A 24,151-nucleotide genomic window follows, 5' to 3' on the forward strand; every position below is an offset into this window, starting at 1 on the left:
CTCAGTCCGGTCTCCCGTCCGCGGGCGGTCCGGCGTCGGGGTCGCCTTCGCCGTCCGCTTCCGCCTCGGCGCTCCGCGGGGTCTCCCCGATCTCCTCCATCACGCGGGCGTGGAACTCGCGGAGGACCGCGGACTCGTCGTCGGCGATGACGGTGTCGGAGTCGACCAGCGTCGCGAGCCCGAACGCGAGCGGGCTGGGCGAGTCGACGACGCGGTGTTCGACCGCGAGGTCGCCGGCGGCGATTCGGTCGACCGCCTCGCGGATGCCGTCGACGTCGAGCCGGTCCTCCAGCAGCTCTCGGTACGTCTCCTCTAACACGGCGAACTCCTCTAAGTCGGCCGCGAACGACAGCAGCATCTCGGCGGAGACCTGCTGTTCCGCGGCCGACTTCTCGTACCCCTTGTACCGCTTCAGGATCAGGAGCGCGCGCCCGGCGTTGATCCGGAAGTAGCGCTGGAGCAGGTCCGTCCCCTGGACCGCCTCGCGCAGGTCCTCGCGGACCGTCTCCGGGTCGAGGTCGGCCAGTATCCCCGCCACGTCGACCTTCCGGTTCAGCGGGAGCGCCAGCGAGAAGCCGCGGTCGGCGACCGCCACCGCGACGTTGGCGTCTGTCCGGTTCGCGACCGCGGCCGCGACGAGCCGCGAGAGCCCGTCGTTGAACCGGCGGCCGTAGGTCGAGTGGACGTAGAAGCGCCGCTTGTACTCGTTCCGGTCGAGCTCCTCCTCGACGACGAGGCGGTCGGGCGTCGAGACCGAGTCCGCGCCCGCGTACCGCACCTGCTCGTCGTACATGCGGGCGAGCGCGCGGACCGCGTTCCCGTCGAGGGGGAACTGCCGGAGCCACGCCCGGACCGCCGCCGGACCGGCGTTCGGGCCGTCCCCCGTCAGGCGGTCGAGGAGCTCCGCCTGGAAGTCGAGGACCTCGCGGGCGAGGTCCGCCGAGAGGGGCAGGCGCTCGGCGAACCACGACGGCACGGTCGGGCGCTCGCTCGTTCGGTCGACGTACACCTTCGAGCCGCGCCGGTAGCGGAACGCGAACCGCTCGCCGCCCAGCGCGAACACGTCGCCGGACTCCAGCGTGTCGAGGTACGATTCGTCGAGGGTGCCGACCCACTCGTCGTCGCGCGTGAACACGTCGCAGGTGAACGAGTCGGGGATCGTTCCGACGTTCGTCATGTAGATGACCCGCGCGAGCCGCCCGCGCTTCCCGACGAGCGTCTCGCCCACCGGATATTCGGGGTAGTGGTGCTCCCCGTCGGGCGGGTCGTTGGCGTCGCGCCACACCTTCGGGTAGACGTTCTTGTCCTTCAGCCCGTCGTAGTCGCCGGTGAGGTACCGGAACAGCCGCTCGTACGCGGCGTCGTCGAAGCCGCGGTACGGGTGCGCCCGGCGCAGTACCTCGCGGACCTCGCGGTCGGGGCGGATCCGGTTTATCGCCATCCCGTAGACGTGCTGTGCGGCCACGTCGTACGCGCCCTCGGGCGGGAACACGCGGTCGACGAACCCCTCCTCGGCGCGCGCGAGCAGCGCGGCGCACTCGATCAGCTCGTCGCGGTCCAGCGCGAACACCCGGCCCTCGACGGTCTCGCCCGGGCTGTGGCCCGCGCGGCCGACGCGCTGGAGCAGCGCGGCGACGGACTTCGGCGACCCGACCTGGACGACGAGATCGAGGTGCGGCATGTCGATGCCCAACTCCAGGCTCGTCGAGGTCGTGACCACGTCCAGTTCGCCCGACTTCAGCCCCTCCTCGACGCGAGTGCGCTGGGCCTCGCCGAGGCTCCCGTGGTGGCAGCCGGAGTCCGATTCGTCGTAGTCGAAGCGACGACGGAGCTCTTGGAGGGTGCGCTCGGCGCCAGATCGGGAGTTCGTGAACACCAGCGTGTTCTCGTGGGACTCGATCAGCTCGCGAAGCGACTCGTAGAAGCGGTCGGTCACCGCCGACCGCGGCGTGTGGATCAGGTCGGCGGCCGGCGTCCGGAGTTCGAGGTCGAACTCGCGGGCGAACCGGGCGTCGACCACCTCACAGGGCCGCGTCTCGAACCCGTCGGGATCGCCGACCTCGCCGGCGACGCGCTCGCGCCCGACGAGGAACGAGGCGATCCCGTCGAGCGGTTCGACGGTCGCCGAACAGCCGATCCGCGTGATTTCGGCCTCGCTCCCTCTATCTCCGTTCCGCGTCAACTCGGTCAGCCGCTCTAAGGACACCGCGAGGTGCGTGCCGCGCTTGTTCGCGGCAAGCGAGTGGATCTCGTCGACGATCACGTACTCGACGGTGCGGAGCTTCTCCTTGAACTTCGGCGAGTTGAGCAGGATCGCGAGCGTCTCCGGCGTGGTGTTGAGGACGTGGGGCGTCTCGGAGAGCATCGCCTGCCGGTCCGCCTTCGAGGTGTCGCCGTGGCGGATCGCCTGCCTGACGCCCGGATCGTACGCCTCGTCGTCGCCCGTCCCGTCGTCCTCCTCGGCCGCGGCGACCGCCTCCCCGATTCCCTCCAAGGGAGTCTCCAGGTTGCGCTCGATGTCGTTCGCGAGCGACTTCAGCGGCGAGACGTACAGGCAGTAGACGGCGTTGTCGAGGTCGTCGGCGCGGTCCCGAGCGAAGAGGTCGTCGAGGACCGCGAGAAAGGAGGCCAGCGTCTTCCCGCTGCCCGTCGGCGCCGCGACGAGGCAATTCTCCCCGTCGTCAACGCGGGGGATCGCCTCGCGCTGCGGCGGCGTGAAGAACCCGCCGTTCTCGCCGACGTACGCGCCGAACCGCTCGACCCACCAGCGCCGGACCAGCGGTGAGAGCCGCGCGAGCACGTCGGCGTCGGCGATCGGGACCGCGTCCGGGTCGAAGTCGGGGTCCGCGATCGCACCGCGCTCGACCGCGTCGCGGAGGAGGGCGCGCGCGGCCGCCTCGTCGCCGCGGTCCGTGGTCTCGCTCACGGCGATTACGAGGGCTCGGAGGGGGAAATCGGTTGCGTCGGGCCCGTGAAAATTCCTGGAATGAACCCTATCTCCGTCGCCGCCGCGGAAATTCGCGGACCCGAGCCTATCTCCGTCGGGCCCGCGGAAATTCGCGGAACCGACCCGTTTATCCGCCCGCCTTCCGTGGCGCCACACGTATGAGCGGCACCTCGCCGGAGCCCGACCGACGGATCGACCGGAACCTGTTCGTCACCGTCTCCGGCCCGCCGGGCTGCGGGGCCACGACCCTCGTCGAGGGCATCGCCGAGTCGCTCGACTGCGGCTACGTCTCCGGCGGCGAGCTGTTCCGCGAGATCGCCGCCGAACGGGAGATGAGCCTCTCCCAGCTCATCGCCGAGACCGGCGAGTCCGAGGAGATCGACCGTGCGCTCGACCGCCGGCTCCGCCGGATCGCCGAGAAGTGGGGGACCGCGAACAAGGCGTTCGTGCTGGAGTCGCGGCTCGCGGGCTGGATCGCCGGCAACCGGGCCGACATCCGGATCTGGCTCGACGCGCCCGACGAGGTCCGCGCGGACCGCACGGCCGACCGCGAGGAGATGACCTCCGAGATGCAGGTTCGCGAGGTCATCGAGGAGCAGCGCTACAAGTCCTACTACGACATCGACCTGAACGACCGCTCCATCTACGACCTAGTGATCAACACGGGGCGGTGGGACGCCGAGGCCACGCTGGACGTAGCGCTCACCGGGATCGAACGCTACGACGTCGACGCCGACGAGGGCGCGTTCGACACGCCCGACTTCGAGATCTGATCGGCCGTCCGCGGCGTCGTCGTCCGGGCTACAAGCCTTCGACGCGGCGGAGCGCGCGCCGGACCTCGCCGGGCGTCGCGTACGGCCCGCCGCTCACCCGGTGGTCCGGGAGGAACACGGGGACGGGGTTGTCGTTCAGCGCGCCCCGCACGGTCGCCACGTCGTCGGCGTCGTCGGGGTCGAACCCGGCGAGCCGGGCGAGGCGGCTCACCGACACCTCCTCGCCGTACGGGACGTTGCGCAGCGCCTCCAGCGCCTCGCGCTGGTCGGTCGGGACTGTGAGGCCGAGCGCCACCTCGGTGAACTCGTCGCGCTCGCCGCCGAGGTACGCGCCGATCCGGTCGAGGAGGTCGTGGTCGCCGTCGGCGTCTCCCGGCGGTTCGGCGGGGAACGACACCGAGATGACGCGACCGCCGGCGAACCCGACCTGAACGGTCCGGCCGATCCGGTCGAACTCCCGGGCGAAGACGCCCGAGGTGCCCGCCATACTCATACCCTTCATTGGTCGGGTCGATCACTTAAAACATCCCCCGTCTGACCGAGTCGTACCCTCGCCCGGAGGCTGAGCGAGTCGGCCCGGCCCCCGCAAGCCTTATGAACAGATACGTACATTAGTGTATAGTAATGGACGATCCAGACGAGCTGGCGCCGGCGGTCAGGTCGATCCTGTCCGCCGCACGGGAGCGCGCTGACGCGGCGGCGAGGGCGGGCGACACCGCCTCGGTCACGCCCCGCGACCTCGCGGCCGCGTTCGAGCGGGCCGAGGCCGACGGACGCGTCCCGGTGATCGCCGAGGTGAAGCCGACGAGCCCGACGACCGAGGGCAGCCGCGAGGACGACCCCGTCGCGCTCGCCGAGGGGATGGTCGCCGGCGGGGCGGCCGCGCTGAGCGTGCTCACCGAGCCGGAGCACTTCGGCGGGAGCGTCGACACGCTCCGGCGGGTCCGCGAGGCCGTCGACGTGCCGGTGCTGCGCAAGGACTTCGTCGTCGAGGAGGCGCAGTTGGACGCCGTCGAGAGCGACGTGGTCCTCCTGATCGCCCGCTTCGTCGGGGACGATCTGCCGGACCTGCTCGCCGCCGCCCGCGACCGCGGCTTTCAGGTGCTCGTGGAAGTCCACGACCGCGACGAGCTGGAGCGCGCGCTCGACGCGGGCGCGACGACGGTCGGCGTCAACAACCGCGACCTCGCGGAGCTGGTCGTCGACCTCGGAACCTTCGAGTCCGTGGCGCCCCACGTCCCGGACGACGTGACGCTGATCGCCGAAAGCGGGATCGGCTCGCCCGCGGATGTCCGCCGGATGCGGGCGGCGGGCGCCGACGCCCTGCTCGTCGGCAGCGCGATCATGGACGGCGACGTGGAAGCGAACACGCGCGAACTGACGCGGGCGGAGGCGGACGACGACGCGGACCCGACACCCCACGACGCGACCGACACCACGGAGACACCCACATGAGCGAAACCGAATCATCGACGAGCGAGGTTGGAGAGCTTTCGCGACGCCCCGGCCGCGAGCGCGGCCGCGAGGACGGGAAGTTCGGCCGCTACGGCGGCCAGTACGTTCCCGAGGCGCTGATGCCGGCGATAGAGGAGCTGGCCGACGCCTACGAGCGCTACGTGCTGAACAACGAGGACGGGTTCATGGACGAGTTCCGCGAGCGCCTCGCGGACTTCGGCGGGCGCCCGACGCCGCTCCAGCGGGCCGACCGGCTCTCGGAGCGCTACGACACGGAGGTGTACCTCAAGCGCGAGGACCTGCTCCACGGCGGCGCCCACAAGCTGAACAACGCGCTCGGGCAGGTGCTGCTCGCGAAGTACATGGGCAAGGAGCGCATCATCGCGGAGACCGGCGCCGGCCAGCACGGCACCGCGACCGCGATGGCGGCGGCGCACCTCGACATGCCCTGTACGATCTACATGGGCGAGCGCGACATCAACCGCCAGCGCCCCAACGTGTTCCGGATGAAGCTCAACGGGTCGGAGGTCAAGCCCGTCACCACCGGGCGCGGCACGCTGAAGGAGGCCATCTCCGAGACGATGCGCGACTGGGCGGCCACCGTCGAGGACACCCACTACGTGATCGGGTCCATCGTCGGCCCCCACCCCTTCCCGGTGATGGTCCGCGACTTCCAGGCGGTCATCTCCGAGGAGGCCCGCGAGCAGACCGTCGAAAAGACCGGTGGACTCCCGACCGACGTGGTCGCCTGCGCGGGCGGCGGCTCGAACACGATGGGGGCGTTCGCCGACTTCGTCGACGACGAGTCGGTCGCGCTCCACGCGGTCGAGGCCGGGGGGTCCACGCTCGAAGTCGACGAGGAGGCGGGCGTCGCGCCCAACTCGGCGTCGCTGTTCGCCGGCGAGGAGGGCGTCCTCCACGGCGCGCGGACGAAGCTGCTCCAGGACTCCGACGGGCAGATCATGGAGAGCCACTCGGTGTCCTCCGGGCTCGACTACGCCGGCGTCGGCCCGGAGCTCGCGTACCTCGTCGACGAGGGGCGCGTGGACCCGGTCGCCGTCGACGACGACGCCGCGCTGGAGGGGTTCCACCGGCTCTCGAACACGGAGGGGATCATCCCCGCCTTGGAGACCGCCCACGCGTTCGGCTACCTGGAGGAGCACCACGAGGACCTCGGCGAGCGGGTCGTCGTCAACGTCTCCGGGCGCGGCGACAAGGACCTCGACGCCGCCATCGAGGAGACCGACCAGCGCGACGTGCCGAACGCGCCGGACATGTCGATGTTCACGGGGGGGATGTAGATGGGCAACTCCGAGGCCATCGCCGCCGCGTTCGCGGACGGCCCCGCCTACGTCCCGTACCTCGTCGTCGGCGACCCCGACTACGAGTCCTCGAAGGCGTACGTCGAGGCGCTCGACCGCGGGGGCGCCGACGTGATCGAGCTCGGCCTCCCGTTCTCCGAGCCGATCGCCGAGGGGTCGACGATCCAGGAGGCGCTCGTCCGCGCGCTCGACGCGGGGATGACGCCCGAGCGCTTCTTCGCGTTCGCGGAGGAGCTCGACGTCGACGCCGCCCTGGTGTGTATGACGTACTACAACCTCATCTACCAGTACGGCGACGAGACCGGCCCCCGGCCGTTCGTCGAGCGGGCGGCGGCCGCGGGGATCGAGGGGCTCGTCGTCCCGGACCTCCCGGCCGAGGAGGCGGACCCGCTGCGCGAGGCGTGCGACGAGTTCGGGCTCGACCTCGTCTTCATCGTCGCGCCGACGACGCGCGGCGACCGGCTCGACCGCATGATGGAGAACGTCTCCGGGTACGTCTACGTCCAGGCGCGGCTGGGGACGACCGGCGCCCGCGACGACGTCTCCGACCAGACGACCGAGAGCCTCGACCGGCTCCGCGAGTACGACGTGCCGAAGGCGGTCGGGTTCGGCATCTCGACGGGCGAGCACGCGGAGCGCATCGTCGCGGGCGGCGCCGACGGGATCATCGTCGGCTCGGCGCTCGTCGACGTGGTCGCCGAGGGCGTCGCCGAGGACCTGTCGACCGACGAGGTCGCCGACCGGCTGGAGGCGCTCTCCCGCGAACTGACGGAGGGCGCCGAGCGCGGCTACCGCTCGTGGACGACGCCGGCCGAGTCCGCCTGACCAGAAACGGACTAATACCTCCCCGAACGAAACCGACTTACCTCCGATTGCCACACCCTCACACAACACTCGCCTCACAATGACAGCAGGACTCTCGGCACGACTCGACCGCATCTCCACGAACGACCGATACCTCATCGTCCCGATGGACCACGGGATCACGATGGGCGCCGTCCAGGGCCTCGTCGACATCGAGTCGACGATCGACGGCGTCACGAGCGGCGGCGCGGACGCCGTGCTCACGCAGCGCGGCATCGCGCCCCGCGTCCACGAGAACAAGAACGACGCCGGCTACATCGTCCACCTCAACGGGTCGACGACGATCGGGCCGGACGAGAGCGACAAGCGCGTCACCGGTACCGCGGAGGACGCGGTCCGCGCGGGCGCCGACGCCGTCTCCTTCCACATCAACGTCGGCTCCGACCACGAGCCGGACCAGATCGAGGAGCTCGCGGAGCTGACCGCCGACGCCGAGCGGCTCGGGCTCCCCGTCCTCGCGATGGCGTACGCGCGCGGCCCCGGCGTCGACGAGAGCGATCCGGAGGCGCTCGGCCACGCCGTCCGGCTCGCCGAGGAACTCGGCGCCGACGTGGTGAAGACCGGCTACTCCGGCGACGGCGATTCCTTCGAGCGCGTCACGGAGTCGACCCGCTTGCCGGTGGTCATCGCCGGCGGCTCGAAGGGTACCGACCGCGAGACGGTCGAGATGGTCCGCGGCGCGATGGACGGCGAGGCAGCGGGCGTCTCGATGGGGCGGTCGATCTTCCAGCACGACGACCCCGAGGGGATCGCCCGCGCGGTCTCCGCGGTGGTCCACGACGACGCCGCCGTCGAGGAGGCGCTGCGGGCGGGCGGGTTCGTCGAGGCCTGAGGTCCGCCCCCGCGATCGCGGGGCCGCGGTCGGGCGCACGCGACTGTTCCTTTCGCAGTTTTCAAGCCGGCGCGCCGTGAGGTGTCGGTAATGACACGCACGGTCTGGGTCAAAGCCGACGGCGCGGTCGGCGACTGGGAGGCGCGCAAGCGACGGGTCACGGCCGCCATCGAGGCCGGGGCGGACTGGGTCCTCGTCGACGAGGGCGACGTGGGGCGCGTCCGGGAGCTCGGCGACGTGAACGTGGCGGCGTTCCGGTCGGACGCCGACGTGATCGACGACGCCGAGAGCGACGCGGAGGCGGACGCGTACTTCGTCGGGAAGGGCGGCGAGGGCGACGGGACGATCGACATGCCCGACGACCTCTCCGGGTCGGCCGACCTGACCACGCTCCGCCGCCGCGACGACCGCGCGCAGGGCGCGTACGTCCGCGTCCTCGGCACGGAGTACGAGGCGTTCGCCGAGGCCGCGGCCGACGACGCCGAGTTCACCGTGGTCGTCGGCGAGGACTGGTCGATCATCCCCCTGGAGAACCTCATCGCCCGCGTCGGCGAGGAGACCCACCTCGTCGCGGGCGCGACGACCGCCGCGGAGGCCCGGACCGCCTTCGAGACGCTGGAGATCGGCGCCGACGGCGTCCTCCTGGATTCCGACTCCCCCGACGAGATCCGCGGCGCGATCGAGGCCCGCGACGCGGCCGACCGCGAGACGCTCGACCTCCGGCACGCCGAGGTGACCGAGGTCGAGCAGACCGGGATGGCGGACCGCGTCTGCATCGACACCGGATCGCTGATGGACGACAGCGAGGGGATGCTCGTCGGCTCGATGTCGCGCGGGCTCTTCTTCGTCCACGCGGAGACCGCGGAGTCGCCGTACGTCGAGTCGCGCCCGTTCCGCGTGAACGCGGGCGCGGTCCACGCGTACGTCCGCAACCCCGAGGGCGGCACCAACTACCTCGCGGAGCTGTCGAGCGGCGACGAGGTCCAGGTCGTCGACACCGACGGGCACACCCGCGAGGCGGTGGTCGGTCGGGTGAAGATCGAGAAGCGCCCGATGTTCCGGATCCAGGCGGAGGTCGAGACCGACGACGGCACCGACCGCATCGAGACGCTCATCCAGAACGCCGAGACCGTGAAGATCGCCACGAGCGAGGGGCGGAAGGCGGTCACTGAGGTGGAGCCTGGCGACGAGGCGCTCGTCTTCTACGAGGACGTGGCGCGCCACTTCGGCGAGGCTGTCGAAGAGAGCATCATCGAGAAGTAGCCGTCGAGTCCCGCGGCCGCGATCGTATCGACCACAAATCATTTTCCGTCGACATGTGATCTTACCTCATGGCAGTTGCTAACGAAGGAAACCGTCGCGTCGCCGAACAGGGGTTCATCGATCGGGTTCAACACCTCGCGGACGCCGCGAACCCGGCGTTCGCGGCCGGAAGCCTCCTCGTGCCGCTGGCCTTCTTCGCCGCGAGCCTCGCGCTGGGAAGCACCGAACTGCTCTTCTACACGCACGTCGCGGCCGGCGCGGTGTGGTTCGGGTTCGCGCTGATCTTCCCCGCGATAATCGGCCCGACGCTCGGCGGCCTCGACGAGGCGGCCGCGGCCGCGGTGAACAGGACGCTGATCCCGAAGGCGGTGTTCTTCCTCGTCGGCTTCTCGCTGACGACGGTGCTGTCGGGGACGGTCCTGTTGACGCCCGAGGTCGGGCTCGGGTACGGCTTCGGCGGGACGTGGTCGGGGCTCGCGCTCGGGCTGGGCTGGGGGCTGTTCGCGTTCGGGCTCGCGGTCCCCCACCGGCTCCACCTCAGCGCGTACTACGAGACGGTCTCGCCCGACCCGGACGCCGACCGACTGGAATCGATCGAGAGGAAGAACCTCGTCGTCGGGCTCTTCGAGGGCGCGGTGATGCTCGCGCTGATCGTCTTGATGACCGGCTTCCGGCTCGGATAGCGGGAGCGCCGCGCGGCCGACGCGCCCGCAGTCGCACGCGCTGACACGCGGCCGAACCGTTATCTCGTCGTCGGGCGTCGAGCCGAGCATGGCCTCGACACCCCGCTTCTCCCTCCGCGCTCGGTTCGGCGTCGCGCTCCTGGCCGGCCTCCCCGGCGTCGCCGCGCTCGTGTGGTACGTCTACCGCACGACCCCGCCGACCGCCGTCCCGCCGGGGCTGTCCCGCCCGCTCCTCGCCCTCCTCACCGCGGTCAACCCGCTCCTGCTGCTCGTCGTCGCGTGTCTGATCGGCGCCTACGCGGCCCCGCGGGTCGGCCTGCGCTCGCACCTCCTCGACCGCGCGGGCGGCGACGCTCGGGCGCTCGGATGGGTCCGCGGCGAGGCCGGGCTCGCCGTCGCGGTCGGCGTCGTCGGGAGCCTGCTCGTGATCGCGCTCGACGTCGCGCTGGCGCCGCTCGTCGCGCGCGACCTGCCGAGGTCGGCGATCGGCGCGGGGCAGCCGACGGTCGTCGACGTGCTCGCGTACGCGCCGGTCCGGTTCCTCTACGGCGGGGTCACGGAGGAACTGCTGCTCCGGTTCGGGCTCATGTCCGCGCTCGCGCTCGGCGGGTGGGTCCTCGCCGGCCGCCGCGGCGACGCGCCCGGACCGAGAGTCATGTGGGCCGCGATCGGGGTCTCGGCGGTGCTGTTCGGCGTCGGTCACCTCCCGGCGCTGGCGCAGGCGGTGGGGCTGACGCCGGCGCTCGTCGCGCGAACGGTGCTGTTGAACGCGGTCGCCGGGGTCGCGTTCGGGTGGCTCTACTGGCGGCGCAGCCTCGAGGCGGCGATGGTCGCGCACGCGGCGTTCCACGTGCCGCTCGTGGCGCTGTCGCTGGTTCAGGTGCTCTCGTAAAAACGGGGCGGGCGGCCTGCTTCCCGGTTCAGATCCCGTACAGCTCGCCGTACTTCTCGTCGACGTAGTCGAGGAAGGCGTCGGCCGAGAAGTCGTCGCCGGTCGCGCGCTTCACGAGCTCGTTCGTCTCGTAGCGGGAGCCGTGTCGGTGGACGTTCTCGCCGAGCCAGTCGTGGAGATCGCCGAACTCGCCGTCGGCGATCTTGGCGTCGAGGTCGTCGATGTCGTCCTCGGCGGCCTCGAAGAGCTGGGCGGCCATCACGGAGCCGAGCGAGTAGGTGGGGAAGTAGCCGAAGTTGCCGTGGCTCCAGTGGATGTCCTGGAGGCAGCCCTCGCTGTCGGTGTCGGGGCGGATGCCGAGGTACTCCTCATACTTGTCGTTCCAGACCTCGGGCACGTCCTCGACGTCGAGGTCGCCGCGGATCAGGTCGCGCTCGATCTCGAACCGGATCACGATGTGGAGGTGGTAGGTGAGCTCGTCGGCCTCGACGCGGATGAGGTTGTCCTCGTACACTTGGTTGAACGCCTCGTACGCGTCCCGAACGCTGGCCTCCTCGGTCTGCGGGAAGTGCTCCTGGAAGACCGGGAGGAACTCCTCCCAGAACGCCTCGCTGCGCCCGACGTGGTTCTCCCAGAGGCGCGACTGCGACTCGTGGACCGAGAGGTCGCGCGACTCGCCCAGCGGCGTGCCGAAGTGCTCCTGCGGGAGCCCGAGGTTGTACTGCGCGTGGCCGAACTCGTGGATGGTCGAGCCGACCGCGCCGAGCGGGTCCTCCTCGTCGAACCGGGTCGTCACGCGGCAGTCGAACTGGTTGCCCGACGTGAACGGGTGCGAGGAGACGTCGAGGCGGCCGCGGTCGAAGTCGTAGCCGACGAGTTCGAGCGCGGCGCGGGAGAGCGCCTCCTGCTCGTCCTCCGAGAAGATGCCCTCGAAGGTGTCGACCGCGAGCTCCACGTCGGACTCGCGGATGTCCTCGATCATCGGGACGAGCGCCTCGCGGAGCTCCGTGAGGATCGACTCGGCGCGCTCCATCGAGAGGCACGGCTCGAACTCCTCGAAGAGGACCTCGTAGGGGTCGCGGTCGGGGTCGATGTGCTCGGCGTACTCGCGTTTCAGCTCGACGTGCTTCTCCAGGTACGGCGCGAACTCATCGAAGTCGTCCTCGGCCTTCGCCTCCTCCCACGCCTGGAGCGCCTCGGAGCCGGTCTCGGATATCTCCTCGACCAGTTCGACCGGGACGGCGTCGGCGCGCTCGTACTCGCGGCGGACCTCGCGGACGACCGCCGCCTGCTCGTCGGTGAGGTCGGCGTCGTCGAGCTCGTCGAGCAGCTCGCCCGTCTCGTCGTCGGTGACCATGTCGTGGTGGACGGAGGAGAGCGCCGACAGCTGCTTCGAGCGCGCTGGCGTGCCGCCCTCGGGCATCATCACCTGCTGGTCCCAGCCGAGGACGCCGGAGGCGCTGCCGACCGCGTTCCACCGCTCGACGCGGTCGAGGAGGGCGTCGTAGGCGTCCGGTGCGTTCGCTGCGTCGTCTGGCGCGGCTTCCGTTGCCATACGTCACGGATCGGCCGCACACGTTAAGAAGGGACCGAACTCGGAACCCCTCGCTCGCCGCGCGGAGCCGCCGGAATTCCCTCTCGTCGAGCGCGTTCGCCGAGCGCGGGATATATGCCCGCCGCCGCGGTAGGACGGGTAACGGATGCCCGACGACGACTTCATCGACCTGCGGTCCGACACCGTCACGAAGCCCTCGGCCGAGATGCGCGAGGCGGCCGCGACCGCCGAGGTCGGCGACGACGTGTACCGCGACGACCCGACGGTCAACGAGCTCGAACGGCGCGCGGCCGAGGCGGTCGGCACCGAGGCCGCGCTGTACGTCCCCTCCGGGACGATGGCGAACCAGATCGCGGTCCACGCCCACACGGAGCCGGGCCAGGAGCTCCTCTTGGAGCGCGAGTCGCACATCTACCGCTGGGAGCTGGCCGGCGCCGCCAAGCTCTCCGGCGTCCAGACGCGGACGATCGACGCCGGCGAGCGCTGCGTCCCGACCCCGGACGCGGTCCGCGAGGGGCTCGTCGACGAGGACCTCCACCGCCCCGGAACGGGCCTGCTCTCCCTGGAGAACACCCACAACTACCGCGGCGGGGTCGCGGTCCCGGTCGAGCGGATCGAAGACGCGGCCGAGGTCGCCCGCGAGGTCGACGTGCCGGTCCACCTCGACGGCGCGCGCGTGTTCAACGCCGCGGTCGCGCTCGGCGTCGACGCGAGCGAGGTCGTCGCCCCCGTCGACAGCGTCACCTTCTGTCTCTCGAAGGGGCTCGGCGCGCCGGTCGGGTCGATCCTCGCCGGCGACGAGGCGTTCGTCGAGGACGCCCGCCGCGTCCGCAAGCTGTTCGGCGGCGGGATGCGCCAGGCGGGCATGATCGCCGCGCCCGCGCTCCGCGCGCTGGAGAACGTCGACCGCCTCGCCGAGGACCACGCCAACGCGGAGCGGCTCGCGGCCGGGCTGGACGCGCTCGACGGCGTCGACGCGCCCGCGCCCGACACCAACATCGTCGTCGCGAACACGGAGGCGGCCGGGATCCCGGCCGAGTCGCTCTACGCGGCCTGTAAGGAGGCGGGCGTCGGCTGCGTCGAGTTCGACGACTACGCGACGCGGTTCACCACCCACCTCGACGTCGACGAGGCGGACGTGGACGAGGCGATCGACCGGATCGCGGCCGTCGTCGACGAGCTGCGGGCGTAACGGGCCGCCGCCTCCGCCGACGCGGGTCGCCGGCTCCGTTCGGAGCCCGCACGGAAACGTTCAATTCGGCGGGCGACCTACGGCGGATCATGGACGCACGAGGGGCCGCCCCGCGAACCCGAGCCGGTCGAACCGTGGTGAACGGCGCCCGCCCCTGAGGTCGTCGGCGTGGACATCAGCGGCCGCCACGAGGAGGACGGCGAGTACCTGATGGTCGCGGCCGCGGTCCACGCGCGGATCGACTCCTCGCGGATCCGGTCGGTCGAGGGGATGGGCTTCGCCGCGGCGCGCGAGGGGCCGACGCTGGAGGCGACCGTCGCGCTCGCCGCGGAGGCGGTCGGCGACCTCCCGACGCCGCCGGAGGGGCCGGTCGTCGCGGAAGGCGGCGAGTTCTACGAGGAGCCGGCGGACCGCGTCGGGCTGAGCTTCCAGCCCGAGTTTAAATACGTCGAGAGCATAGGCGAACGCGAGACAGTGCAGGCAGCACACCACGCCGCGTACGCCGCGCGCGACCTCCTCCGATGAGCGGGGGCGCCGGGAACGCGGACGGCGAGGCCGAGGCGCCGACCGGCAGCCGCCGCGCGGTCGTCGCGAAGCGCGTCGACTCGGGCGAGGCCGACCTCGCGGAGATATCGCAGCTCGCGGCCGCCGCGGGGTACGAGGTGGCGGGCGAGCTCACTCAGACGCGCACCGAGGACGCCGCGTTCATGTTCGGCGAGGGGAAGGTCGCCGAGCTTCGCGACCTGGTCCGCCGGACCGACGCCGAGGCGGTCATCGTCGACAACGACGTGGGGCCGTACCAGACGTTCAACATCGGCGGAGTGCTCCCCGAGGGCGTCGAGGTCGTCGACCGGTTCACGCTCATCCTGGAGATATTCGGCCAGCGCGCCAACACCCGGAAGGCGCAGCTCCAGGTCGAGCTCGCGGAGCTCCGCTACGAGCTGCCGCGCGCGGAGGCGAAGGCGAGCCTCGCGAAGCGCGACGAGCGGCCCGGGTTCATGGGGCTCGGCGAGTACGACGAGAGCGTCGAGCGCGATATTAAACGGCAGATATCGGAGATCCGCGACGAGCTCGAATCGATCGCGGAGAAGGAGGAGGCGCGCCGCGAGCAGCGCCGCGACTCCGGCTTCGAGCTGGTCGCGCTCGCCGGGTACACCAACGCGGGCAAGTCGACGCTGATGCGCCGGCTCGCCGACGAGCTGGCGGTCGACGAGAACGACGACCGACACCGCGACCTCGACACCACCGCCGAGTCGCAGGACATGCTGTTCACGACGCTCGGCACCACGACCCGCCGGGCCGAGATGGAGAAGCGCGACGTGCTCCTCACCGACACGGTCGGGTTCATCTCGGACCTCCCCCACTGGCTGGTCGAGTCGTTCGAGTCGACGCTCGACTCCGTCTACCGGGCCGACCTCGTGCTGCTCGTCGTGGACGCGAGCGAGCCGGTCGCGGAGATGCGCGAGAAGCTCGTCACGAGCCACGACACCCTCTACGAGCGCAACGAGGCGCCGGTCGTCACCGTGTTCAACAAGGTCGACCGGCTGGCGCCCGGCGAGCTGGCGGAGAAGCGCGCCGCGCTCTCGGGCGTGGCGCCGGACCCGATCGCCGTCTCGGCGAAGACGGGCGCCGGCGTCGCCGAGCTGCGGGACCGCGTCGAGGACGAACTGCCGGACTGGGAGCGCGAGCGGCTCGTGCTCCCCGTCTCCGACGACGCGATGAGCCTCGTCTCGTGGGTCCACGACCACGGGTACGTCGCCGAGGAGACGTACGCGGGCGACCAGGTGACGGTCGAATTCGAGGCGAAGCCGTCGATCGTCGCCCGCGCCCGGGCGAAGGCGGCCGAGCTCGCGCCCGCCGAATCGGCGTAAGGGGTCGCCTCGGAGACGCGACCGGGGGCGGTTCGCGGCGAGGCGGTGCGACGGCTCCGGCTCAGAACTGCGGGCCGAGCGACCCGAGCGCGTCGCTCTCAGTTATCGCCCGCGTGAGGTCGACGGTCGCGGCCCCGAGGGTCTCCAGCCGCGCGCGGACGGCCTCGTCCGTCACCTCGCGGGACTCGAAGTCGTCGTCGCTCGCGTACGCACCGCCGACGACGTGCGCGCCGAAGAAGGCGAAGACGGGTCGGAGCTCCTGATCGACCGCGAGGTAGTGGTGATCCGTCGCGCCGGTGGCGACGAGCCCGACCGCGGCGTCTTCGAACGGCGCGACATCGGCCTGCCACATGCCGCGCGGGACCATGTCGAGCAGGTTCTTCAGCGCTCCGGAGTAGGAACCGCGGTAGACCGGCGTGCCGACGACGTACGCGTCGGCCGCGACGATCCGTTCGAGCGCGGCCGCGGTGTCCCCTCCGTACTCGTCGAGCCCGCGTCCGTCCGCGGTGACGAGGTCGTACTCCGCGAGGTGGAGCACCTCGGTCTCGACCGCGTCGCCCGCCGCTTCGGCCGCTTCGAGCGCGGTCTCCACCGCGCTGCGGGTCTTCGACTCGGACGAGACGCTGCCCGCGATCCCGAGGACGGTGGTCGCGTCGGTCACCGCGCCACCTGCGCCCCGGCGATCTCTTCGACCTCGTCGCCCCCGTCGATATCGTCGACGTCGAGCGGCTCGGCCTCCTCGACCCGCGGGATGATCGTCTCGCCGAACCGCTCCAGTTCCTCGTCGTAGTGGAGGAACCCGGCGAGCACGATGTCGATCCCGATCGCGTCGAGCTTCCGGATCCGCTCGACGATCTGGTCGTCGGTCCCGATGAGCCCGGTCTTGAATCCGTCGTTGTACTGGACCAGGTCCTCCACGTCGGAGTCGGCCCACATCCCCTCGCCCTCGGCGGACGACTGCCCGGCCTGTTTCACCTGTTCTTTGAACGCCTCGACCGCCTCGTCGGTCGCGTTCTCGATGATCCCCTCCAGCGTCTCCTTCGCCGCGGCCTCGGTGTCGCGCTGGATGACGAAGGCGTTCGCCGCGAACCGCGGCGGCTCCGTGCCGAACTCCGCGGCGTACTCCTCGACGTCCTCGATCACGGCGCGGATCTCCTGAAGGCTCCCGCCGTTGATGAACAGCACGTCGGCGTTGCGCGCGGCCATCTTCCGGGCCGCCTGCGAGTTGCCGCCCTGGAACACCTGCGGGTAGGGCTCCTGGACCGGCTTCGGCTCGAGCGGCGCCCCCTCGAAGCCGTCGATGTCGCGGCCGATCGTGTAGAACCGACCGTCGTACGTGGCACGCTCCTCCGTCCACAGCGCCTTCATCGCCTCGATGAACTCCTCGGAGCGGGCGTACCGCTCGTCGTGAGCGAGCCACGACTGGCCGAACCCGGTGAACTCGCCTTTGAACCAGCCGGACACGACGTTGATCGAGAAGCGGCCGTCGCTGATGCGGTCGGCGGTCGCGATGAAGTTCGCCAGCGGGCCGGGCTCCCAGAGGCCGGGGTGGACGGCGCCGATGACGTGGAGGGTTTCGGTCTGGGCCGCCAGCGCGTTCGCGGTCGACAGCGCCTCCAACTGACGGTCGGCCCCGTAGCTCCCGAAGAAACGGGCCTGCGCGAGCGCGTACTCGAAGCCGACGTCCTCCGCCGTCCGCGCCAGGTCGAGGTTGTACTCGTACGTCCAGTCGGTGTCCATCTCCCAGTCGGAGACGACCAGTCCGCCGCTGACGTTCGGTACCCAGTAGGCAAACTCGGTGTCCATACGCCCCAAATGACCGGTCCACAGGTAAGCGACCGCGTAGTGGCGAGTCATGGCGTTGCTCCACGGAGACGGCAATCGTTGACGATCTCTCGGAGCCGCGGGCCGAACGAGACCCCGCCGCCCACCGATCCGTCTCGGTGCCCCACCGTTCCACCCGGCGGGGGTCCGGTCGCCCCCATCCGAGAAGGGTCCGATACCCCTCGCCCGACAGGGGTTCGGTCCCCCTCAGCCTGCGGGGATTCGGACAAAGTATACATTCCTTGGATTGCGAAATACTGGCATGGACGACGTCGGAGTCGACGGGTGGCGGGCGTTCGGGGGTGCTGACGACGACGCCGTCGAGCCGCCGGCGGAATTTCGCGATCGGGCCGCGGCGAGCGACCCCTCGGTGTACGAGCGGTTCGAGCGAGAGGGCCCCGAGGCGTGGCGCGAGGCGGCCGACCTCCTGACGTGGGACCGGGAGTACGACGCCGTCCTCGACGACTCCGAGCCGCCCTTCTACGAGTGGTTCACCGGCGGGAAGCTGAACGCGTCGGCGAACTGCGTCGACCGCCACCTCGACGACCGCCGGAACCAGCTCGCGATCCGCTGGTTCGGGAAGCGGGGCGAGCGGCGGTCGTACACCTACCTCGACCTCCACCGCGAGGTGAACGCGCTCGCGGCCGGCCTCCGCGACCTCGGCGTCGAGGAGGACGACGTGGTCACGCTGTACCTGCCGATGATCCCGGAGCTCCCGATCGCGATGCTGGCGTGCGCGCGCATCGGCGCGCCGCACAACGTCGTCTTCGCGGGGCTGTCCGCGGAGGCGCTCGGGACGCGGATCGACGCCGCCGACTCCGAGTACCTGATCACCTGCGACGGCTACTACCGCCGCGAGGACGCCTTCAACCAGAAGTCGAAGGCGGACAACGCCCGGATCCGCGCCGAGAGCGAGCTGTCGGCCGCGGTCGTGGTCGACCGCCTCGGCGACGAACTCGCCGTCTCGCTGGGCGACGACGAGCACGAGTACGACGCGCTGGTGGCGGCTCACGACGGCGAGACGGTCGAGCCCGTCGCCCGCGACGCGACCGACCTGCTGTTCGTGATGTACACCTCGGGCACGACCGGGCGGCCGAAGGGGGTCGAGCACGCGACGGGCGGGTACCTCGCGCACGTCGCGTGGACGACGCGGACGGTCCTGGACGTGCGGCCCGACGACACCTACTGGTGCGCGGCCGACATCGGCTGGATCACGGGCCACTCCTACGGGGTGTACGGCCCCCTCGCGACCGGGACGACCACCGTGCTGTACGAGGGGTCGCCCGACTACCCGGACCGGGACCGCGTCTGGGACCTGATCGAGCGCAACGCGGTGAGCGTCTTCTACACCTCGCCGACCGCGATCCGGTCGTTCATGAAGTGGGGCGCGGAGTACCCCGAGTCCCACGACCTCTCGTCGATCCGCCTGCTCGGCACGGTCGGCGAGTCGATCACGCCGAAGGCGTGGCGCTGGTACCGCGAGCACGTCGGCGGCGGGGACGCGCCGGTCGTCGACACGTGGTGGCAGACCGAGACCGGCGCCATCGCGCTCGCCACGCTGCCCGGGGTCACGCCCATGAAGCCGGGGAAGGTCGGGCCGCCGCTGCCCGGGATCGACGCCCGCGTCGTCGACGAGGACGGCGACCCGGTCGACCCCGGCGAGTCGGGCTACCTCACCATCGCCTCGCCGTGGCCCGGCATGCTGCGCGGGCTCCGCGAGGGCGACGAGCGCTACCTGCGCGAGTACTGGCTGAACGGCGAGGACGGCTGGCGCTACCGCACCGGCGACGGCGCGACCGTCGACGAGGACGGCTACGTCACGATCCTCGGGCGCGTCGACGACGTGATCAACGTCCGGGCGCAGCGGTTCAACACGGGCGAGCTCGAGGCCGCCATCGTCGACGCCGAGGGCGTGACCGAGGCGGCGGTCGTCGGCGACGACGACGGCCGGATCGTCGCGTACGTGACGACGAAGAGCGGCGTCGAGCCCGGCGAGCGCCTGCGCGACGCCATCGCGGACCGGCTGGCGAGCGCCGTCGGCGACGTGGCCCGCCCCGACCGGATCGTGTTCACCCCGGAGCTTCCCAAGACGCGCTCCGGGAAGATCATGCGGCGGCTGCTGGAGGACATCGCCCGCGGCGAGGAGTTCGGCGACGTGAGCGCGCTCCGCAATCCCGAGGTCGTCGGCGAGATCGAGTCGACCGTCCGAGAAACGAGAAACTGATATCAATTTCTCTTTTCTCGCTGTGAAGCGTGTCATGGTTACTTGGCGGTGGGTCCCGTATCGAGGGTATGGGAACGAACGTCTTCGCGGCGGACGCGATCCACGCCCGTCGCCGCGCGGTGGTCAAGACGCTGTGCTACCGGGCGCTGATGGTGACGATCACCGTCGCGGTCGCGTGGCTCGTCGTCGGCGACGTCGGTCAGGCGGCGAGCATCGGCTTCGTGACGAACGCGGTGAAGACGCTCACGTACTACGGCTACGAGCGCCTGTGGGACCACATCGCGTGGGGCGTGGGTCCGTCGGGCTGACCGGCGAGCGGCGTTTCGGTCATCGAGCGCGAGCCGAAACGGTCGGTCGGGTTCCCGACGCGACTAGAGCGGATCTCGCGACTGAGTGGACCGAACGACCTTCTGGAGCTCGGTATCCGGAACAGTTTTGTTTCGGCTGCTTGTTGAGTTCCGAAACGAATGGTCGACGGTCTCGACGCGGACGCCTACGACGCGCTCGTCACCGCCGCGGAGACGTATCGCGCGGCGCTCGTCGTCAGGCTGGCGGGCGAGGCCGGCCTCCGGACCGAAGAGATCACCCGCGTCGCCCCGCGACACCTGCGCGAGCCGGACTCGGTCGCCGGCGCGCGCCTCCTCGCGGTGCCCGCGGCCGACGGCGACGAGGGCGCGAGCGGGGGGTCGACCGCGTCCGACGGCGAACCGATCGACCGCGAGACCGTGGTCCCGGCCTCGCTGGCCGCCGACCTCGACCGCTACGCGACGAGCGAGGGGCTCGCCGACGACGAGCCGTACGTCGACGTCTCGCCGCGGCGCGTCCAGATGATCGTGAGCGAGACAGCGGCGCGGGCGGCCGGCCTAACCGACGGCGCGGTCGACGAGCGGGTCACCCCGAGCGCCCTCCGGAAGACGTTCGCCCGGCGCCAGCTCGTCGACCGCGGCGTCGACCCGCGGGCCGTCCGCGACGCCGGCGGCTGGGAGTCGCTCGGCACCCTCGACCCGTACCTCGACCCGCTCGACGGGGAGGCGCTCGCGGCCGCCATGGCCGGCGAGGGGGGTTCCGACGACGCGGCCGCGGAGCGGGGCGGAACGACCGCGCTCCCGGGGTTCGAGGCGCTCGCAGATCCGGGGTCGGCAGCCCCCGCCGCGGCCGTCGTCGAGGGGCTGGCCGACGCCGACCGCTGGGCCGAGGCGTGGGTCGTCCGCCGCGCGGTCGGCGGCGGGCGGGCGGACGTGACCGACGCGGCCGGCGTCGACCGCGAGGCGCTCGCGGACCGCGGCGTCGCGGCCGCCGGCCCGTGGCTGGATGCCGTCACAGATGGGGCGCCGGCGACGACCGACGGCCGCCAGGAGACCGACGGGCGGCCCGCGGTCGCGGTGCCGGCGGCCTTCGAGGGCGCGGTTCACGGCGCGCTCTGCGCCGTCGCGGCCGACGGCGACGCGGTCGACGAGTCGGAGCGCCGCGCGCTCGCCGCCCTCGGCGGCTGCCTCGGCCGCGCCATCACCGCGGAGCGGTGGCGGGAGCTGCTCCACTCCGACGCGGTCACCGAGGTCGAGTTCCACACCGGCGACGACGGGGCGTTCCTCGCCCGGGCGAGCGACCGCCTCGGCTGCCGGATCGAGCTGGCCTCGACGGTCGACGTCGACGAGGACGTGTCCCGCGCGTACCTCTCCGTCGAGGGGGCCCGCCCGCAGGACGTCGCGACGGTGGTCGAGGCGTCGCCGGGCGTCTCCGACTTCCGGGTGATCGAGACCCGAGAGGACGGCTGTTCGGCGTCGCTCCGGCTCGCGGACGGGTCGCTGGTCAGGGCGCTCGTCGACCACGGCGCGACCGTGCGCGACGCGTCCGCCGCCGAGGGGCGGGTCCGTGTCGTCGCGGACTTCCCAGAGGGGACGAACGTCCGCCCGGTCGCGGACGGGCTCCGCGACCGGTTCGCGGACGTCAGGCTCGCGAGCAAGGAGTCGGTCGCGCGCTCGCCGCGCACGGAGTCGGCGCTGCGGGACGGGGTCGCCGACCGCTTCACCGACCGCCAGTGGGCGGCGCTGTCGGCGGCGTACCACGGCGGCTACTTCGACTGGCCGCGCGGGAGCACGGCCGAGGAGGTGGCTGACGCGATGGGCGTCTCGTCGCCGACGTTCCACAACCACCTCCGGAAGGCCCAGCGGGCGCTCCTCGACGGCGTCTTCGAGGACGAGGCCGACCGGCCGACCCGGAGGGACGACGGGCGGGCGACCCCGTCCGGCGAGTGAGCGGTCGGCGACCGGGTCGCGAGCGGGTTCGACGGTGCGAGCCCCGCGCTTCCGGGGCGGAATCCCTCACGATTTTTCGTATTTAGCGTCAGCGTTTATATGCCGATATTGGTTGGATACGACCGTACCATGACAGAGGGAGACGGCCAACTGGAAGCGAGATTAGCGGAGCAAGAGGTGTTCGAGCCGTCGGAGTCGTTCGTCGAGCAGGCGAACGTGTCCGACCCGGAGATATACGAGGAGTTCGAGGAGAACTGGCCCGAGTGCTGGGAGACGGCCGCCGACCTGCTGGAATGGGAAACCGACTACGACCAGGTGCTCGACGACAGCAACCCGCCCTTCTACGAGTGGTTCACGGGCGGCGAGCTGAACGCGTCGGCGAACTGCCTCGACCGACACCTCGACGAGCGCGGCGACGAGGCCGCCATCGAGTGGGTCGGCGAGCCCGTCGACGAGGACGACCGCACGTACACGTACGAGGAACTCCACCGCGAGGTCAACGAGTTCGCGGCCGCCCTTCGGGAGCAGGGCGTCGAGGAGGACGACGTGGTCACGATGTACATGCCGATGATCCCGGAGCTGCCGATCGCGATGCTGGCGTGCGCGCGCATCGGCGCGCCCCACAGCGTCGTGTTCGCCGGGTTCTCGGCCGACGCGCTCGCGACGCGGATGAACGCCGCCGACTCGGAGTACCTCGTCACCTGCGACGGCTACTACCGCCGCGGCGACCCGCTCGACCACCTCGACAAGGCGAACGAGGGGCTCGCGGCCGTCGAGCACGACACGACCACGGTCGTCGTCGACCGACTGGGGCCGAACGGCGACGGCTTCGGCCACGACCTCGGCGACGACCAGGTCGACTACGACGACCTCGTGGCCGACCACGAGGGCGCCGAGGTCGAGCCGGTCACCCGCGACGCCGAGGACATGCTGTTCCTGATGTACACCTCGGGCACGACGGGGAAGCCGAAGGGCGTGAAACACACGACCGGCGGCTACCTCTCGTGGGTGTCGTGGACCTCGCAGTCCGTCCTCGACATCAAGCCGGATGACACGTACTTCTGTTCGGCCGACATCGGCTGGATCACCGGCCACTCGTACATCGTCTACGGACCGTTAGCGCTCGGGACGACGACGATGATGTACGAGGGCACGCCCGACCATCCGGAGCGCGACCGGCTCTGGGAGATCGTCGAAGAGTACGAGGCGACCCAGCTGTACACCGCGCCCACCGCGATCCGCGCGTTCATGAAGTGGGGCGCTGAGTACCCGGACCGCCACGACCTCTCCTCGCTGCGCCTGCTCGGCACGGTCGGCGAGCCGATTAACCCGCGCGCGTGGAAGTGGTACTACCAGCACATCGGCGACGAGGAGTGCCCCGTCGTCGACACGTGGTGGCAGACCGAGACCGGCGGGATGATGGTGACGACGCTGCCCGGCGTCAAGGACATGAAGCCCGGCGCCGCGGGGCCGCCGCTGCCGGGGCTCGACGTCCAGATCCTCGACACGCTCGGCGACGAGGTAGAGCCCGGGAAGGCCGGCTACCTCACGGTACAGAAGCCGTGGCCCGGTATGCTCCGGACGCTGTACAACAACGACGAGCGCTACATCGAGGAGTACTGGGCGGAGTACTCCGACACCGACAGCGACGACCCCGACGACTGGGTGTACTTCCCGGAGGACGGGGCGAAGATCGACGACGACGGCTACATCACCGTCCTCGGCCGCGTCGACGACGTGCTCAACGTCTCCGGCCACCGGCTGGGGACGATGGAGATCGAGTCGGCGATCGTCGGCGTCGAGGGGGTCGCCGAGGCCGCGGTGGTCGGCGGCGACCACGACATCAAAGGCGAGGCGGTGTACGCCTACGTGACCACGGAGGACGGGTACGAGGGCACCGACGAGCTCCGCGAGGCGATCGTCGCCGGCGTGGAGGACGCCATCGGGCCGATCGCCCGCCCCGAGCAGGTCGTGTTCACGCCGGACCTGCCGAAGACCCGGTCCGGCAAGATCATGCGGCGCCTGCTGGAGAACATCGCCGACGGCGAGGAGCTCGGCAACACCAGCACGCTTCGGAACCCCGAGATCGTCGAGGAGATCCAGAAGAAGGCCGACGCCGAGTAGCGCTCGGCGAACCGTTTTCCGTTCGGTCCGTCCGCGACCACGGCGGACCGCACGACGGAAACCATCACGAAAAAA

20 protein-coding genes are annotated in these 24,151 nt (G+C 71.1%); 15 read left to right on the plus strand and 5 right to left on the minus strand.

What is annotated here, in order from left to right:
• Position 1: 1 nt before the first annotated feature.
• Positions 2–2,926, minus strand: a complete 2,925-nt coding sequence (locus HPS36_RS14160; RefSeq protein ID WP_173230645.1) for an ATP-dependent helicase — start codon at positions 2,924–2,926, stop codon at positions 2–4.
• 179 nt (positions 2,927–3,105) lie between these two features.
• Here HPS36_RS14160 and cmk point away from each other — a divergent pair, with 179 nt between their 5' ends.
• On the plus strand, positions 3,106–3,720 hold the full coding sequence (gene cmk, locus HPS36_RS14165; RefSeq protein ID WP_173230646.1) for a (d)CMP kinase: 615 nt from the start codon (positions 3,106–3,108) through the stop codon (positions 3,718–3,720).
• A 28-nt stretch (positions 3,721–3,748) separates the two neighbouring features.
• On the opposite strand, the gene HPS36_RS14170 is transcribed toward cmk, so the two are convergent.
• A complete protein-coding gene (locus tag HPS36_RS14170) occupies positions 3,749–4,213 on the minus strand; it encodes an MGMT family protein (protein WP_121562385.1) in 465 nt (154 codons plus the stop codon).
• Positions 4,214–4,344: 131 nt separating this feature from the next.
• Here HPS36_RS14170 and trpC point away from each other — a divergent pair, with 131 nt between their 5' ends.
• The 7 genes from trpC (at position 4,345) to HPS36_RS14205 (ending at position 11,031) form a co-directional block, all read left to right on the plus strand.
• Positions 4,345–5,175, plus strand: a complete 831-nt coding sequence (gene trpC / locus HPS36_RS14175) for an indole-3-glycerol phosphate synthase (protein WP_173230647.1) — start codon at positions 4,345–4,347, stop codon at positions 5,173–5,175.
• Positions 5,172–6,476, plus strand: coding sequence for a tryptophan synthase subunit beta (trpB, locus tag HPS36_RS14180; protein ID WP_173230648.1), 1,305 nt, complete (start codon positions 5,172–5,174; stop codon positions 6,474–6,476). The genes trpC and trpB overlap by 4 nt, the downstream gene beginning before the upstream one ends.
• Positions 6,477–7,322 carry a tryptophan synthase subunit alpha gene (trpA, locus tag HPS36_RS14185; RefSeq protein WP_173230649.1) on the plus strand — a complete coding sequence of 282 codons (846 nt, stop codon included), beginning with the start codon at positions 6,477–6,479 and terminating at the stop codon, positions 7,320–7,322.
• A gap of 79 nt (positions 7,323–7,401) precedes the next feature.
• Positions 7,402–8,193, plus strand: a complete 792-nt coding sequence (locus HPS36_RS14190) for a 2-amino-3,7-dideoxy-D-threo-hept-6-ulosonate synthase (RefSeq protein WP_121562381.1) — start codon at positions 7,402–7,404, stop codon at positions 8,191–8,193.
• 90 nt (positions 8,194–8,283) lie between these two features.
• Positions 8,284–9,456, plus strand: a complete 1,173-nt coding sequence (locus HPS36_RS14195; RefSeq protein ID WP_173230650.1) for a 3-dehydroquinate synthase II — start codon at positions 8,284–8,286, stop codon at positions 9,454–9,456.
• A gap of 68 nt (positions 9,457–9,524) precedes the next feature.
• Positions 9,525–10,139 (plus strand): hypothetical protein, encoded by a 615-nt coding sequence (locus tag HPS36_RS14200; RefSeq protein WP_173230651.1) that lies wholly within the window; start codon positions 9,525–9,527, stop codon positions 10,137–10,139.
• An 88-nt stretch (positions 10,140–10,227) separates the two neighbouring features.
• The gene (locus HPS36_RS14205; protein ID WP_173230652.1) at positions 10,228–11,031 is read left to right on the plus strand and encodes a CPBP family intramembrane glutamic endopeptidase; all 804 of its coding nucleotides are present in this window, start codon (positions 10,228–10,230) and stop codon (positions 11,029–11,031) included.
• 28 nt (positions 11,032–11,059) lie between these two features.
• On the opposite strand, the gene HPS36_RS14210 is transcribed toward HPS36_RS14205, so the two are convergent.
• On the minus strand, positions 11,060–12,586 hold the full coding sequence (locus HPS36_RS14210) for a carboxypeptidase M32 (RefSeq protein ID WP_173230653.1): 1,527 nt from the start codon (positions 12,584–12,586) through the stop codon (positions 11,060–11,062).
• 145 nt (positions 12,587–12,731) lie between these two features.
• Between HPS36_RS14210 and HPS36_RS14215 the strand changes: the two genes are divergently transcribed.
• The 3 genes from HPS36_RS14215 (at position 12,732) to hflX (ending at position 15,649) form a co-directional block, all read left to right on the plus strand.
• A complete protein-coding gene (locus tag HPS36_RS14215) occupies positions 12,732–13,778 on the plus strand; it encodes a threonine aldolase family protein (protein WP_173230654.1) in 1,047 nt (348 codons plus the stop codon).
• A 168-nt stretch (positions 13,779–13,946) separates the two neighbouring features.
• Positions 13,947–14,303 (plus strand): DUF2209 family protein, encoded by a 357-nt coding sequence (locus HPS36_RS14220; RefSeq protein WP_121562375.1) that lies wholly within the window; start codon positions 13,947–13,949, stop codon positions 14,301–14,303.
• Complete coding sequence (gene hflX, locus HPS36_RS14225) at positions 14,300–15,649, plus strand: GTPase HflX (protein WP_173230655.1); 1,350 nt, start codon at positions 14,300–14,302, stop codon at positions 15,647–15,649. Before HPS36_RS14220 ends, hflX begins: the two co-directional genes overlap by 4 nt.
• A 61-nt stretch (positions 15,650–15,710) precedes the next feature.
• On the opposite strand, the gene HPS36_RS14230 is transcribed toward hflX, so the two are convergent.
• Both HPS36_RS14230 and sfnG read right to left on the minus strand, forming a co-directional pair.
• Positions 15,711–16,310, minus strand: coding sequence for an NADPH-dependent FMN reductase (locus tag HPS36_RS14230; RefSeq protein WP_173230656.1), 600 nt, complete (start codon positions 16,308–16,310; stop codon positions 15,711–15,713).
• Complete coding sequence (gene sfnG / locus HPS36_RS14235) at positions 16,307–17,455, minus strand: dimethylsulfone monooxygenase SfnG (protein ID WP_173230657.1); 1,149 nt, start codon at positions 17,453–17,455, stop codon at positions 16,307–16,309. Before sfnG ends, HPS36_RS14230 begins: the two co-directional genes overlap by 4 nt.
• 280 nt (positions 17,456–17,735) lie before the next feature.
• On the opposite strand from sfnG, the gene acs (HPS36_RS14240) reads away from it, so the two are divergent.
• The 4 genes from acs (HPS36_RS14240) to acs (HPS36_RS14255) all read left to right on the plus strand — a co-directional run bounded on the left by acs (HPS36_RS14240) (position 17,736) and on the right by acs (HPS36_RS14255) (position 24,076).
• Positions 17,736–19,697 carry an acetate--CoA ligase gene (acs, locus tag HPS36_RS14240; protein ID WP_173230658.1) on the plus strand — a complete coding sequence of 654 codons (1,962 nt, stop codon included), beginning with the start codon at positions 17,736–17,738 and terminating at the stop codon, positions 19,695–19,697.
• 68 nt (positions 19,698–19,765) lie between these two features.
• The gene (locus HPS36_RS14245; RefSeq protein ID WP_173230659.1) at positions 19,766–20,005 is read left to right on the plus strand and encodes a DUF2061 domain-containing protein; all 240 of its coding nucleotides are present in this window, start codon (positions 19,766–19,768) and stop codon (positions 20,003–20,005) included.
• Positions 20,006–20,164: 159 nt separating this feature from the next.
• Positions 20,165–21,952 (plus strand): bacterio-opsin activator domain-containing protein, encoded by a 1,788-nt coding sequence (locus HPS36_RS14250; RefSeq protein ID WP_173230660.1) that lies wholly within the window; start codon positions 20,165–20,167, stop codon positions 21,950–21,952.
• Positions 21,953–22,081: 129 nt separating this feature from the next.
• Positions 22,082–24,076, plus strand: coding sequence for an acetate--CoA ligase (acs, locus tag HPS36_RS14255; RefSeq protein WP_173230661.1), 1,995 nt, complete (start codon positions 22,082–22,084; stop codon positions 24,074–24,076).
• Positions 24,077–24,151 lie beyond the last annotated feature (75 nt).

It is taken from the genome of Halorubrum salinarum (assembly GCF_013267195.1).
GTDB lineage: Archaea > Halobacteriota > Halobacteria > Halobacteriales > Haloferacaceae > Halorubrum > Halorubrum salinarum.